At 53.8% G+C, this 13,486-nt stretch carries 11 protein-coding genes and 1 tRNA gene; 4 read left to right on the top strand and 8 right to left on the bottom strand.

Annotated features, from left to right (window positions below):
- Position 1: 1 nt before the first annotated feature.
- Positions 2-1,762, top strand: coding sequence for an LPS biosynthesis-modulating metalloenzyme YejM (gene yejM, locus KIF87_RS05795; protein WP_213328170.1), 1,761 nt, complete (start codon positions 2-4; stop codon positions 1,760-1,762).
- Between the two features lie 72 nt (positions 1,763-1,834).
- Positions 1,835-1,911, top strand: a tRNA-Pro gene (locus KIF87_RS05790).
- Between the two features lie 339 nt (positions 1,912-2,250).
- Here KIF87_RS05790 and KIF87_RS05785 read toward each other — a convergent pair.
- The 5 genes from KIF87_RS05785 to KIF87_RS05765 all read right to left on the bottom strand — a co-directional run bounded on the left by KIF87_RS05785 (position 2,251) and on the right by KIF87_RS05765 (position 6,307).
- A complete protein-coding gene (locus tag KIF87_RS05785; protein WP_213328169.1) occupies positions 2,251-2,679 on the bottom strand; it encodes a hypothetical protein in 429 nt (142 codons plus the stop codon).
- Positions 2,676-3,125, bottom strand: coding sequence for a hypothetical protein (locus tag KIF87_RS05780; protein ID WP_213328168.1), 450 nt, complete (start codon positions 3,123-3,125; stop codon positions 2,676-2,678). Before KIF87_RS05780 ends, KIF87_RS05785 begins: the two co-directional genes overlap by 4 nt.
- A 198-nt stretch (positions 3,126-3,323) precedes the next feature.
- Positions 3,324-3,971 (bottom strand): hypothetical protein, encoded by a 648-nt coding sequence (locus KIF87_RS05775; RefSeq protein WP_213328167.1) that lies wholly within the window; start codon positions 3,969-3,971, stop codon positions 3,324-3,326.
- 763 nt (positions 3,972-4,734) lie between these two features.
- The gene (locus KIF87_RS05770) at positions 4,735-5,922 is read right to left on the bottom strand and encodes an MFS transporter (RefSeq protein ID WP_213328166.1); all 1,188 of its coding nucleotides are present in this window, start codon (positions 5,920-5,922) and stop codon (positions 4,735-4,737) included.
- A gap of 124 nt (positions 5,923-6,046) precedes the next feature.
- Positions 6,047-6,307 carry a DUF2534 family protein gene (locus KIF87_RS05765; protein WP_063143759.1) on the bottom strand — a complete coding sequence of 87 codons (261 nt, stop codon included), beginning with the start codon at positions 6,305-6,307 and terminating at the stop codon, positions 6,047-6,049.
- 209 nt (positions 6,308-6,516) lie between these two features.
- Between KIF87_RS05765 and eco the strand changes: the two genes are divergently transcribed.
- A complete protein-coding gene (gene eco / locus KIF87_RS05760) occupies positions 6,517-7,020 on the top strand; it encodes a serine protease inhibitor ecotin (RefSeq protein ID WP_181593532.1) in 504 nt (167 codons plus the stop codon).
- A 135-nt stretch (positions 7,021-7,155) separates the two neighbouring features.
- On the opposite strand, the gene mqo is transcribed toward eco, so the two are convergent.
- A complete protein-coding gene (gene mqo, locus KIF87_RS05755) occupies positions 7,156-8,805 on the bottom strand; it encodes a malate dehydrogenase (quinone) (protein ID WP_032646585.1) in 1,650 nt (549 codons plus the stop codon).
- A gap of 187 nt (positions 8,806-8,992) precedes the next feature.
- Between mqo and KIF87_RS05750 the strand changes: the two genes are divergently transcribed.
- Positions 8,993-10,282 carry a SulP family inorganic anion transporter gene (locus tag KIF87_RS05750; protein WP_213328165.1) on the top strand — a complete coding sequence of 430 codons (1,290 nt, stop codon included), beginning with the start codon at positions 8,993-8,995 and terminating at the stop codon, positions 10,280-10,282.
- Here the strand turns inward: KIF87_RS05750 and mgtE are convergent.
- A complete protein-coding gene (gene mgtE, locus KIF87_RS05745; RefSeq protein ID WP_121425299.1) occupies positions 10,245-11,681 on the bottom strand; it encodes a magnesium transporter in 1,437 nt (478 codons plus the stop codon). The genes KIF87_RS05750 and mgtE overlap by 38 nt on opposite strands.
- Positions 11,682-11,829: 148 nt before the next feature.
- Complete coding sequence (locus KIF87_RS05740) at positions 11,830-13,473, bottom strand: multidrug ABC transporter permease/ATP-binding protein (RefSeq protein ID WP_213328164.1); 1,644 nt, start codon at positions 13,471-13,473, stop codon at positions 11,830-11,832.
- Positions 13,474-13,486 lie beyond the last annotated feature (13 nt).

Raw genomic sequence — 13,486 nt, 5'->3', positions numbered from 1 at the left:
TATGGTGACGAATCGTCAGCGCTACCGTGAAAAAGTCTCCCAGATGGTTAGCTGGGGGCACTGGTTTGCCCTGTTCAACATTCTGTTGGCGACGGTCATCGGCTGTCGTTATCTGTTTGTCGCAGACTGGCCAACAACGCTAACCGGGCGTATCTACTCCTGGATAAGCGTTGTCGGTCACTTTAGCTTTTTGGTTTTCGCCACCTATCTGCTGATCCTGTTCCCCTTGACGTTTATCGTCATGTCGCAGCGTCTGATGCGATTCTTGTCCGCCATCCTTGCGACGGTGGGGATGACGCTGCTGCTTATCGACAGTGAAGTGTTCACCCGCTTCCACCTGCACCTCAACCCCATCGTCTGGGAACTGGTAATTAACCCCGACCAGAACGAAACGGCCCGTGACTGGCAGCTGATGTTTATCAGCGTCCCGGTGATCCTGTTGATTGAGATGCTGTTTGCCACCTGGAGCTGGCAAAAACTTCGCAGCCTGACCCGGCGACGCCATTACGCGAAGCCCGTCGCTGCGCTCTTCTTCATCTCCTTTATCAGTTCGCACATCATGTATATCTGGGCGGATGCGAACTTCTATCGCCCGATTACCATGCAGCGCGCTAACCTGCCGCTCTCATATCCGATGACGGCCCGTCGCTTCCTCGAGAAACACGGCCTGCTTGATGCGCAGGAGTACCAGCGCCGCCTGGTCGAACAGGGTAACCCGGAAGCCGTCAGCGTTCAGTATCCGCTGAGCGACCTGCAGTACCGCGATATGGGTCGCGGGCAAAACGTCCTGCTGATCACCGTCGATGGCCTGAACTATTCGCGCTACGAGAAGCAGATGCCTGCGCTGGCCGATTTCGCCAGTAAAAACGTCTCGTTTACTCAGCATATGAGCTCCGGTAACACAACCGATGCGGGCATCTTTGGCCTCTTCTATGGCATTTCAGCCGGCTACATGGACGGCGTACTGTCTACCCGCACGCCTGCGGCGCTGATCACCGGGCTGAATCAGCAAGGCTATCAGTTAGGGTTGTTCTCCTCCGACGGCTTTAACAGCCCGCTCTACCGCCAGGCGCTGCTGTCCGATTTCTCACTGCCGACGGCACAAAAACAGCCCGATGCGCAGACCGCCAGCCAGTGGATAAACTGGCTGCAGCGCTACGCCCAGGAAGACAACCGCTGGTTCTCATGGGTTGCCTTTAACGGCACAACGCTTGCTGACAGCAATAAGAATGACTTTGCGCGCCGTTATGGCCGCGCGGCTGGCGATGTTGATGCGCAGATAGGCCGCGTGCTTGATGCGCTTCGCGAGTCGGGCAAGCTGGACAACACCGTGGTGATCGTGACCGCAGGTCATGGCGTGCCGTTAGGTGACGAGACGAAGAGTATGAGCTGGTCTCGTCCGAATCTGCAGGTTCCGCTGGTGATCCACTGGCCAGGCACGCCGGCGCAGCGCATCAATATGCTCACCGAGCATAAAGATGTGATGACGACCCTGATGCAACGCCTGCTGCACGTCAGCACGCCGGCAAACGAATATTCGCAGGGGCAGGATCTCTTCAGCGCCGCGCGCCGCCACAACTGGGTGACGGCTGCGGGGAATAATACGCTGGTGGTGACCACGCCGAAGCTGACGCTGGTGCTGAACAGCAACGGGAATTATCAGACGTATAATCTGCAGGGTGAACGGTTGAAAGACCAGAAACCGCAGCTGAGCCTGCTGCTGCAGGTCCTGACGGATGAGAAGCGGTTTATCGCTAACTGATTAATAATAAACCAGTTAGCGACGGATTCCCTTGCATTCAAAACGGAATCGAGTAGTATTCTTTTTATGCGTCGGCACGTAGCGCAGCCTGGTAGCGCACCGTCATGGGGTGTCGGGGGTCGGAGGTTCAAATCCTCTCGTGCCGACCAAATTTTATCATTTAGATCAGATGGTTAGGGAGTTAAACACTTCTTGCCTTAACCACCTGACTCTATCGACTGTTGTACATGAGAGCGGGTTTAACCTGCTGTACTCCCGCACCGCTTGCAGGGTTTGCCGTGATAGAAGTAATCCACCTCCGGGCCTCCTTGCGTTTCGTCAGTAGTACATAAAGCCCTTACATGCTGAAAGCATGACAGTAGCGAAGCTACACGGGCTGGTATATGTTTCTCACATAAGATAAAAGCGAGGCCATGACACAACTACTGATCCGGCTCCCGCTTTATGATCTGGTTATACTTAAACAGGTTGTAACTATTTACCCCCTATTATTGGCTAATCTTGAAAAACGTTTCCCGTGTGAATACATTCTTATCAGCGGGTTTTTTCTTGCTGTATTGATTGATGATCACATAGTCGCCTGTAAGCTGTAGATCCTGCGCTTCATCTACACTCTCGGGGAGGCTGGTTAGTTCCCGGTATACGCCGTTTTCACTATCGATCACCTTTGCATAGAACCACGGGAAAACGCCGCCCATATCATAGAAACGGAAACGGATCACACCATCCCTAACCGCTTCAACTTCTAACTGTCTGCCCTTTGTCGGGCAATTCCCAAACTTGTTTGATCCATCCGGGTTAGTAGTATTGCAGTAAACATAATCGCTATCACTACCGCTATTCACGTACATAGTAGCAGAGGCATTTAGAGAGATAAGAACCAACACCAAAGCGGCTAAGGCTTGTCCTGCTTTCATTGTTCGCACCCTTGATTTTTAGAGTGATAGAACGGCTTAGGATCTACAGCTTCCCCACTGGCTTTCTCAAAGATTTTGTTATTGTCGATTGCTTCATAGTCGGTGAATTGATCCGGGTCGCTATAGAATTTCATATAGCTAACGTTTACTTTCCCATCGCTGGCATACTGCACAACGTCTATTTCTTCCAGATTATCCCGGCTCCTAAATATAGTGTTAGTAAGCACCGGAGTAGAGGCGGCGTTAGGGTTGTATAGCGGGTAAAGCACACCACCCATGATCAACCCCTTCTCTGTGATACGCATAGGTGACGGGGAAACATCCTTACACGTAAACGGCTTTGAAAGATCAATAGAACTATCAAACATCCCCGCGCGGGCTGGAAGGGCTGCAACCAACATGATCCAGCTTAAGATTAATAACGCTGCTTTATGATAACTTTTCATTCAATTTAGCCACTGAATCCCGAAGGGATTTAAACGCGCCTTTAGGTACTGTAGAAAAAATTTATAGGGGAGGATATTATCCTGATAAACACCATAAATTATTTGTAGGTTTGCATGCACACTTATAGGAGCAACCAACAACGAAAATAACCCTGCTCTGGTGCTCCTTTTCATCATTAAAAATTCTCTGCTAGCATATTAATTCGAAATTGGCTTAGCTTCTTTATCCCACGGTTTAGGGTCTAACCAGCCTTTTGTCGGGCTAAAAGCTTTTCCGCCGTCTAAGGTGTAGATGTGAAGCAGGAAGCCACCCCGGTAGCCATTCTTAACGGCTTTTTCACAGTCGGATTGCATCAAAGCCCCATCACAAACGATCTTCACTTCGCTAACCCCGTTAAGAGGCTTATCAAGAGTCGTAGTTACTCGATTATCTCCCAACGTGGTTACTCCATAGAAATAAAAGCTATATTTCCGGGCCGTATGAAGGTCAGCGGCATATTGCTTGATTTGTTGGGTATTGATTGAGTAATAGCCGGTGCTATCCTTCTTCGCGTTCTCTTGCCCCCATCTATCAACATCATTCAAGAAGGTAACGAGATCTCGTTGCTCCTGCTGTTGCTCTGCCCGATAGCGTTCGGCATTTTGTTGGTTTTGTACATAGAGCCAAACACCACCAATCACGCAAACGCCGACAACAGCTAAGACGGCATAACCGATCCATTTATAGGTACTACGTGGTAACAACTTGAAAATCACGATGATTAAAACAATAGCCAGAAGAAATAGAACGAAACCAACCATTTTTTGAACACCCTCAAACAAACGACGAGAAATAATAACGAGCATTGATTAATCAATGTTGATCCCGATCACACTATTATTCACAATACGTACTCCCCAGTGGTAAATCATCATAATACGTTATGAATCTGGAATTTACCTTCTCAGACTTCACCGTGGAAGTTTTATGTGGATCAATAATCCCATCGTAAAGACTAGCCCCGCACGATGTGGGTGATGTGTGAAGATGCTTAACCCCGGAGATAGTGATAACCGCTTCTGAACCATCGTTGTAGTTGATTGGTGTTGTGCCATTGTCGCAGGTCTATCTAAACCCCAGTAAGCCGTCTGCCTCGAGTTTCTCCGCTGCGTTCACGTTGGACACGGAGAGAAAGATCAGCGCTGTAAAAAGTAAAGATTTCATGTGTGTCGCCTCATAGGCCACTGATTATGGGGAAGGTCATAAACACAAAGAGTGAAAACTCTATTGATCAATGACTCTCTTTATCATGATCTCATTCATGTAAGGCGTAGTTAGCTTTTCTACAGTGTTCGTAGAAGGATAAAGCCCCGCTAAATATTCGTTAGCGGCTAGCTCACATTCAACATATGAATCACGGGTTATTGTATTTTGAGGGAAGTCCTTCACTCGGACTTGAACATTGAATTTACCAAACGTTAATTGACGGATTATAGCCATTAGAAACATTCCTAAAAAAGCCTAAATACCTGAAATATAATTAGTTAAACCGTCGTGGATGTCGGAGGTTCAAATCCTCTCGTGCCGACCAAAATTATTATCAAAACCAGCCTTTTACGGCTGGTTTTTTTATTCCATTTCGCCAGGTGTTTTTCGCAGATAAACCAGCGTCGCCAGACAAATCACCGCCCCGGCATAAAACGTATACTGCGCACCAAACGTCTCCCAGATGGCCCCTGCCCCCAGGCTGGCGACTAATAACCCCACGCCGCTGACCAGACTAAAAATACCGTAGGCGGTACCGCGCAGATCCGCAGGTGCGGTTTTCGCAATCATTGCCGCCAGCAGCCCCTGGGTCATGCCCATATGTATCCCCCAAAGCGCAACGCCTATAATAATGCCTGCCCAGTGGGTGCTCAGCGCCAGCACAATGTCCGCGCCAATCAGCACCACCAGCCCCCACTGCAGTAATCGGGTGTGGCTCATCACGTCGGATAACTTGCCAAACGGATAGGCAGAGAGGAAATAGAGCAGATTCATGGCAACCATCACCAGCGGGATCAGCGCCAGCGACACACCCGACTGCTGAGCGCGAAGGACAAGAAATGCTTCGCTGAAACGTGCGAGCGTGAAGATGGCCCCCAGGCCAATGACCCACCAGCAGCCTTTCCCGAGGCGCCTGAGGTTCTCTCGTTTGATGGGATTCGTTCGCTTATGTTCGACAGGGGTTTTAGGCTCATGCAGGCCGAAGAAAAGCAAGGCAACGGCGAGTACGCCGGGGATCACCGCAATCCAGAAAATGGTACGAAAATCATCATTCCACAGCAGCATTAAGCCGACGGCCAGCAGCGGCCCGAGAAAGGCGCCAATGGTGTCCATCGACTGACGCAAGCCAAAGGCCGCGCCGCGGAGTTCCGGCGGCGTAACGTCAGCGACCAGCGCATCACGCGGCGCCCCCCGGATCCCCTTCCCTACCCGGTCGATTAAGCGTGCCCCAAGAATCATGCCGGAGGAAGAGGCAATAGCAAACAACGGTTTACTCAACGCGCCAAGACCGTAGCCCAGAACCGCCAGCCCTTTACGTTTGCCCAGATAATCACTGATTGCGCCGGAAAACACTTTGATAAACAGCGCAGTGGCCTCGGCCAGACCTTCAATCAAACCAATGAAAATCACGCTGGCACCCAGCGTCGTGACCATAAACAACGGCAGCAGGCTGTGAACGATCTCCGAGGAGATATCCATCAACATGCTGACGCCACCCACAACCCAGACTCCTTTCGGGATCCGGCTGAGCGTTGCAAACCGGGATAACATTGCGCATCTCCTGCTTTATGTCGAACAATCTTGTTCGAAACAGAATATCCTGGAAATGCGAATAAAAATCATCTGATATAAAAAAAGCCAGCCCGCAGGCTGGCTTCATTTCTGAGGTGAATGCTTAGCGCTTCTCACGTCCACCCAGGAAGAAAATGCCCAGCGGGATGGCCAGCAGAACGGTGAATACCAGGCTGTAGACGAAGATCATCGCCGATTGCAGGACATACATGCTGGTTGTCCAGGCAGAGAGGGGGATATTGTACTGTTCGATCACGCCAACAATGGTTGCCCGCCCCACGCACGCGGCAGCAATCATAAACACGACCAGCAGCGCCAGGAGGAATTTGCGGCCTTCAGGTGTTTTCAGTTTTGCACGAACCATCTCTCTTCCCTTTTACAGATGAATAACATTATATAAGGTCTAAAATAACACGAACTGGCACTCGACTCCACACCAGCATAAACAACCACTAAACAGGATTTTTAAAAGCGTATAACGCTATCTATAGTGAAAATGTAAGTAAATAACACCAATCATTCATGGTTGTTATGTTAACCTGCGCAGGATCGTTTTGACATAAAGGAATGACAATGAAAAACGCACCTAAATTTGCCATCGCCCTCATCGCCGCCGCGTGCGTCAGCAGCAGTGCTTTCGCCAGCGAAACCCCAAAAGAGCAGCCGCTGGAGAAAGTGGCTCCGTACCCACAGGCGGACAAAGGGATGAAGCGTCAGGTGATTCAGCTGCCGGTTCAGCAGGACGAAGCGAACTTCAAAGTGGAACTGTTAATTGGCAAGACGCTGGAAGTGGACTGCAACCAGCACCGTCTGGGCGGTCAGCTGGAAAGCAAAACCCTGGAAGGATGGGGTTACGACTATTACGTCTTTGATAAAGTGACCTCTCCGGTCTCCACCATGATGGCCTGCCCGGACGGCAAAAAAGAGAAGAAATTTGTGACGGCGTATCTGGGCGACAACAGTCTGCTGCGCTACAACAGCAAGCTGCCGATCGTGGTCTATACGCCTGAAAACGTGGAAGTGAAGTATCGCGTGTGGAAGGCGGACGAGAACATCGGACAAGCGGTAGTACGTTAAAAATAAGTTGGGTGGCGGCTTCGCCTTACCCGACCCGGGAAGGGTGCGCTCTGGTGCCCTCACCCCAACCCTCTCCCACCGGGAGAGGGAGAAAACACTAAAAACGGTAACGGATGTTACCGTTTTGCTTTGACCTTACAGCGCGATATCCGCAACCGGTTTGTTTTCCGGCTGAGGCTTCAGCTCCGCTTTTGGCGCAGCATCCGCAGCCTGCGGCTTGATGTATTGCAGCTGCAGTACGCGGCTGGTGTATTCAAGCTCCTGCTCCGTCGCGCTCACGTTGCCGTTCAGCTTCGTGCCGTAGGATGGAATAATGGTTTTCAGCTTCGCCTGCCATTCCGGGCTGGCGACTTTATCTTTAAACACTTTTTCCATCAGGTGCAGCATGATTGGCGCAGCGGTAGACGCGCCCGGTGATGCACCCAGCAGCGCGGCGATGGTACCATCCTTATCGCTCACCACTTCGGTACCCAGACGCAGCACGCCGCCCTCTTTCGGATCGCGCTTGATGATCTGTACGCGCTGACCCGCCTGCCACAAACGCCAGTCTTCTTTCTTCGCCTGCGGATAGTACTCTTTCAGCGCCTCGAAACGGTCGTCGTCAGAGAGCATCACCTGGCTAATCAGGTATTTCACCAGGTCGAAGTTATCCAGACCCACGTCCATCATCGGCTTGACGTTAGAGGTGGTTGTGGCGCTGAGCAGATCCCACAGGGAGCCATTTTTCAGGAACTTGGTGGAGAAGGTCGCGAACGGCCCAAACAGCACCACGCGTTTGCCGTCAAGCATACGGGTGTCGATGTGTGGAACAGACATCGGCGGTGCGCCAACGGAAGCCTGGCCGTATACTTTTGCCAGATGACGGTTCACCACTTCCGGGTTATCGGACACCAGGAACTGGCCGCCCACCGGGAAGCCCGCGTAGTCGTCAGCTTCCGGAATACCGGACTCCTGCAGCAGCTTCAGCGCCGCGCCGCCCGCACCGATAAAGACAAACTTCGCCTTGATGACGTGCTCGGCTTCGTTGTTTTTCAGATCGGCAACGGTCACGCTCCAGCTGTTATCCGCGTTGCGCTTGAAACCGCGCACTTCGGTGCTGAGCTGCAGGTTGAAGTTCTCTTTTTTCTTCAGAGACGTCACCAGCTGACGGGTAATTTCACCGTAGTTAACGTCGGTACCAATTTCGGTACGGGTCGCCGCCACTTTCTGGTTCGGGTCACGACCTTCCATGACCAGCGGAGCCCACTCTTTAATCTGCGCGTGGTCTTCAGAGTATTTCATCCCGCGGAACAGCGTGCTCTGCTGCAGAGCGGCGTAGCGCGCGCGCAGGAAGTTAACGTTCTGCTCACCCCACACAAAGCTCATGTGCGGCACGGTGTTGATGAAGGAGTGCGGGTCGTGCATCACGCCGCTGTTGACCTGATGAGACCAGAACTGGCGAGAAACCTGGAATGCTTCGTTGATCTCTACCGCCTTCTCGATACTAATGGAACCGTCCTTTTTCTGCGGCGTATAGTTCAGTTCCATGAGTGCCGAATGTCCGGTACCGGCGTTATTCCATCCGTTCGAACTCTCCTGCGCCACGCCATCAAGGCGCTCGACCATGGTCATAGACCAGTCCGGCTGCAGTTCTTGCAGATAGGTTCCCAGCGTGGCGCTCATGATACCGCCACCAATTAAAAGGACGTCCGTTTCCTGCTCTTTTGGTGCGTCAGCTTTCGCCGCCATGGAGACGGTGTTAAGCCCCACGGCCAGAGAAAAGAGCATGGCAGTCATTTTTTTCATAATTTATGCCTTAGTGTAAAAGTGCTTGATGCGTGGAAATTGCAGGTGAAAAAAGCTGCGGGGGCACGGTAACAACTTTTAAATATTGTTTAAAGGTTACGAAATTATTGTAATTGTGAAATTTAATGATGGATTGTTTGTGAGGAATTATCGATGCGTCTGGTAAAGCGCGGTTTTACTGGCTAGTATGTTGCGTTTTGTGATCGCGCGCACGGAAGCCTGCCCTAACCAGCGAACTGTTATGTCCTTACCCCATTCTGCCGTATCCCCCGAAGACCGCGTAGCCAACGTGCTGCGTTCCCCTAAGCAGCTGACGCGTGAAACGCTGGCAGGCGTAATTACCGCCCTGGCGCTGATCCCCGAAGTCATCTCATTTTCGGTGGTGGCGGGCGTTGACCCGAAGGTCAGCCTGATCGCCTCCGTGGTGCTGTGTCTTGCCCTGTCTGTACTCGGTGGTCGCCCGGCGATGGTCACGGCAGCGGCCGGTTCCGTGGCGCTGGTCATTGGCCCGATGGTGCATCAGCACGGCGTACAGTACATTCTTCCTGCCGTGCTGATGGCGGGCGTGATTCAGATTCTGTTTGGCGTGCTGGGCATGGCAAGGCTGATGCGCTTTATTCCTCAGTCGGTCATGACCGGGTTTGTTAACGCCCTCGGCATTTTGATCTTCTTCGCTCAGGTGCCGCATTTCTGGAGCCGAAGCCCGCTGATTGTGGGCCTGTTCGCGCTGACGCTGCTGATCGTGCTGTGGGTGCCGCGCTATCTCAAAAGCATCCCTTCCCCGCTGATTGCGATTGTTGTGCTTACCGTGTTCACCGTTTCAACCGGTCAAATCCTGCCGACCGTGGGCGATGAAGGCTCCATGAGCGGCGGTTTACCAGGTCTTACCGAACTTCTGGTCCCTCTCAATGTACAGACGCTGAGCATTATCTGGCCATGCGCGTTGAGCATCGCCTTTGTCGGCCTGCTGGAATCCCTGCTGACGGCAAAGCTGGTGGATGAGCTGACCGCAACGCCGTCGAGCAAGCGCCGTGAGAGCATCGGGCTGGGCGTGGGTAATATTCTGGCCGGATTTTATGGCGGTATTGCAGGCTGCGCGATGATTGGGCAAACCATCGTCAACGTGGAGATGGGGAAAGGTCGAAGCCGCATTTCAACCCTTGCGGCGGGCATTGTGCTGCTGATCCTGGTGACGGCGCTCAGCGAAGTGATGGCCAAAATCCCGATGGCGGTGCTGGCGGGTATTATGGCAATTGTCGCCGTCAAAACCTTCAGCTGGCACAGCCTTCAGCCAGCCACGGTGAAAACGGCCCCGATTGCTGAAACGGTAGTCATGCTGGTCACCGTAGCCGCCACGGTATCAACCGGCAATCTGGCGATTGGCGTGCTGGGCGGGATTATCGTTATGGCACTCCTCCCCGCCCGCATTAAGCGTCGGCTTAAAGAAGAAAAACCGTCGCCAGCCCAAGAAAAATAAAGAAACCGCCGGTATCGGTGATGGCGGTGATCATCACGCTCGACCCCACCGCGGGGTCGCGCCCCAGTTTGGTCATCGTCAGCGGGATAATGACCCCCATCATCGATGCCACCAGCAGATTTAGCACCATCGCCAGCATCATCACCCCACCCAGCGCCATATCGTCATACAGCCACCAGGTAATGCCGCCCATAATGCCGCCCCACACCAGGCCGTTGATCAGCGCCACGCCCATCTCCCTGAAGATCAGAAAGGCGAAGTTACCGGGCTGAATATTTTCCAGCGCCAGCGCGCGGACGATCATGGTGATGGTCTGGTTTCCGGTGTTACCACCAATCCCTGCGACAATCGGCATCAGCGAGGCCAGCGCCACCAGCTGAGAAATGGTGTGTTCAAACCCGTCAATCACCCGGGAGGCGATAAACGCGGTACACAGGTTAATGGCCAGCCACGCCCAGCGCGTTTTCACCGCCTTGCCGACGGAGGCATGGACGTCATCTTCGGCGCTGATCCCCCCGAGCGCACGCAGGTCGTTGTCGGTTTCTTCGTAGACTACATCAACGATCTCATCGATGGTCAGACGCCCCATCAGCTTGCCGACAGAATCCACGACGGCGGCGCTGACGAGGTCGTCACGTTCGAAGGTACGTGCCGCTTTCTCCGCATCGTCTTCCGGGGAGAAGACCATCGGCTCGTTTTCCATCACCTCGCTCACCTTCCGCTGGGTGCTGTTGAGCAGGATGGTTTTCAACTCAAGTTCGCCAAGCAGGGTTTTATCCCGGGAGGTGACAAACAGTTTATCGGTGTTGTCCGGCATCTTGCCTAGGCGACGCAGGTAGCGCTGCACGGTGCCGAGCGTCACGTCCGGTCGCACCGTGATAACGCCGAACTCCATGATCGCGCCAACGCTGTTTTTCTCGTAATGCATCACCTGACGCACGCGCGCCCGCTCCTCCGCAGGCAGCGACGCCAGCAGGCGACCGGTCAGGTTTCGCGGCAGGTGCTGAACGAGGTAAATCTGCTCGTCGATATCCAGGGTTTGCACAGCGTCGAGAATATCCCGGTCGCTCATCTCGTCGATCAGGTCGTCCCAGACGTTTTCCGAGGCCTCAAGCAGCACCTGCCCGCGCTCGTGATCCTGCACCAGACGCCACAGGGCGTGGCGTTCTTCCGAGGGAAGCGCCTCAAGCGTATCCGCCAGATCCGGCGGGGGCAAATGAGCAACCAGCGCACCTACCTCAGCAATATCGTCGGCCAGGGTGCCGACATCATATTGCTCAGCCAGGGTGAGTTTGCCTAATAGCGTAGAAGTGACCGCTTTATCGGTCGTGAGAAGCCAGATGAGTCGCGCGCGCTCCTGATCACGCTGCCTGGCGCTGTTTTTCTTTAATACCGACATCAATCATAAATCCATTAAATGAGTTGGGGTTAAGCATAGCGCGGGGATATGTAAATAAGAATAAACAACGGGGCGAGGTGGAGAAAAAAGCGGCATTACGGCCACGATCTATCCCCTCTCCCTGTGGGAGAGGGTTAGGGTGAGGGCATCAGGCCGTACGCGCCACCGCGTCACGCGAGGCCGCATCCCGCTCTTCACCAGTCAGCTCGCTCAGCTTGCCGTCACGCATCTCCAGCAGGCGGTCGGCATGAATGAAGTAGTGATCGTCGTGGCTGATGGCGAAAATGGTTTTGCCCATCTCCTGCATCAGCGGCAGCAGCACCTGATAAAACTCGCGGCGGAAGTGCGGGTCCTGGTCGGCCGCCCACTCATCCAGCAGAATGATGTCGCGCTCTTCCGCCAGCGCCAGCAGCAGCGCCACGCGCTTTTTCTGCCCTTTGGAAAGCTTCAGGTTGAGGATCTTCCCGTCCTGTAACTCCAGCTTGTGCGACATCTGCAGCTGCGCCAGCCATTTTTCCACCAGCGCAGGATTGGCCTGTTGCCCTTCCGGCCCCAGCAGCCGATCGAACAGCCAGACGTCGGTGAACACCGCCGAGAAAAGCTTGCGGTAATCCTCGGGCTTCTCCGCGCTGAGCGCCGTGCCGTCGAGCAAAATCTCGCCCGACTGCGGCTGATAGAGTCCGGTCAGCAACATCGCCAGCGTAGATTTACCGCTGCCGTTGCCGCCGATGAGGAACAGCAGTTCACCGCGGCGGATCGTCAGGTTGACCGGCCCCACGGAGAAGGCGCTGTCCTGATAGCGGAACGTGACGTTACGCAGCTCCAGCGTCTGCCAGTTCGGGAAGGCCTGCGGGCGCGGGAATTCGGCTTTAAACGGCGCGAGATCGAATTTTTTGAGCTTGTTAAATGCCACCTGCGCACTCAGCAAGGTGGGCAGCGCACCGACAGCCGACAGCAGCGGCGTGCGCAGAAACAGCAGCGTCAGCGAGTAGGTTGCCGCGACGTTGGTGTCCGCCCAGCCCAGGCTGTTCGCCATCCAGAATACCAGGCCAATGGCGCCCAGCATCATAATGTTTGACCAGTTCACCGCGCTCAGGTGGAAGGTATCGGCGCGAATAATGTGATGACGGTATTCGCGCGCGTCCGGGATATAGAGGTTATTAAAGATATGCTCGGCGCGCTCGCGGTTCAGAGTGAGCTCTTTGCGTCCTTCCAGTACCGTCTGGTAATCGTTATAGAGCTTATCTTCGGTTTCGCGCAGCACCGCCATGTGTTTATAGACGCGCGACACCAGCATAAAGCCGCCCCAGATGGTAATGGCAATCCACAGCGCGGTCACCGCCAGCATTTTGCTGGAGAGCCAGGCGAGATAAGCCGCCGATCCAAAGGTCAGAATGATCCCCTGCACCAGCTCCGGCAGACGAACGAACGCGATGGTAATGGCGCGCACGTCGCTGGTCAGCCCCGCCAGCAGGGAAGCGCTGCCGAGCTGCTCAACGCGCTCTATCTGGGTGTCCAGGATCCGCTTGATAAACTCACTGCGCAGACGAAAAACGAAATGGTGGCCGAGCGCGGTCAGCGCAAGCTGGGAACCGAGCGTAACCGCCATCAACAGAAGCAGCAGGCCGAGAAACTCCGGCAATACGGAGAGCGAGGTGTCGACCATCTCAATCAACCGCACGTTAATAAACGCGATCAGGCCAATACCCAGCGCGGCGCTGGCAAGGCTTAATGCCATTACGGCGATGAAGGGCCAGCGATACTGACGCCAGACAAGGAGAAGTAGTTGCATGCAGGCAATCCGG

The organism is Enterobacter sp. 120016 (assembly GCF_018383635.1).
GTDB classification, from domain to species: domain Bacteria; phylum Pseudomonadota; class Gammaproteobacteria; order Enterobacterales; family Enterobacteriaceae; genus Enterobacter; species Enterobacter asburiae_D.
The sequence above is the reverse complement of the archived record's forward strand: the minus strand, read 5'-3'. Positions and strand labels throughout refer to the sequence as shown.

Coding starts and splice junctions, on each gene's coding strand:
- yejM (WP_213328170.1), top strand. CDS start 2: ATGGTGACGAATCGTCAGCGCTACCGTGAAAAAGTCTCCCAGATGGTT.
- KIF87_RS05785 (WP_213328169.1), bottom strand. CDS start 2,679: ATGAAAGCAGGACAAGCCTTAGCCGCTTTGGTGTTGGTTCTTATCTCT.
- KIF87_RS05780 (WP_213328168.1), bottom strand. CDS start 3,125: ATGAAAAGTTATCATAAAGCAGCGTTATTAATCTTAAGCTGGATCATG.
- KIF87_RS05775 (WP_213328167.1), bottom strand. CDS start 3,971: ATGCTCGTTATTATTTCTCGTCGTTTGTTTGAGGGTGTTCAAAAAATG.
- KIF87_RS05770 (WP_213328166.1), bottom strand. CDS start 5,922: ATGTTATCCCGGTTTGCAACGCTCAGCCGGATCCCGAAAGGAGTCTGG.
- KIF87_RS05765 (WP_063143759.1), bottom strand. CDS start 6,307: ATGGTTCGTGCAAAACTGAAAACACCTGAAGGCCGCAAATTCCTCCTG.
- eco (WP_181593532.1), top strand. CDS start 6,517: ATGAAAAACGCACCTAAATTTGCCATCGCCCTCATCGCCGCCGCGTGC.
- mqo (WP_032646585.1), bottom strand. CDS start 8,805: ATGAAAAAAATGACTGCCATGCTCTTTTCTCTGGCCGTGGGGCTTAAC.
- KIF87_RS05750 (WP_213328165.1), top strand. CDS start 8,993: ATGTTGCGTTTTGTGATCGCGCGCACGGAAGCCTGCCCTAACCAGCGA.
- mgtE (WP_121425299.1), bottom strand. CDS start 11,681: ATGTCGGTATTAAAGAAAAACAGCGCCAGGCAGCGTGATCAGGAGCGC.
- KIF87_RS05740 (WP_213328164.1), bottom strand. CDS start 13,473: ATGCAACTACTTCTCCTTGTCTGGCGTCAGTATCGCTGGCCCTTCATC.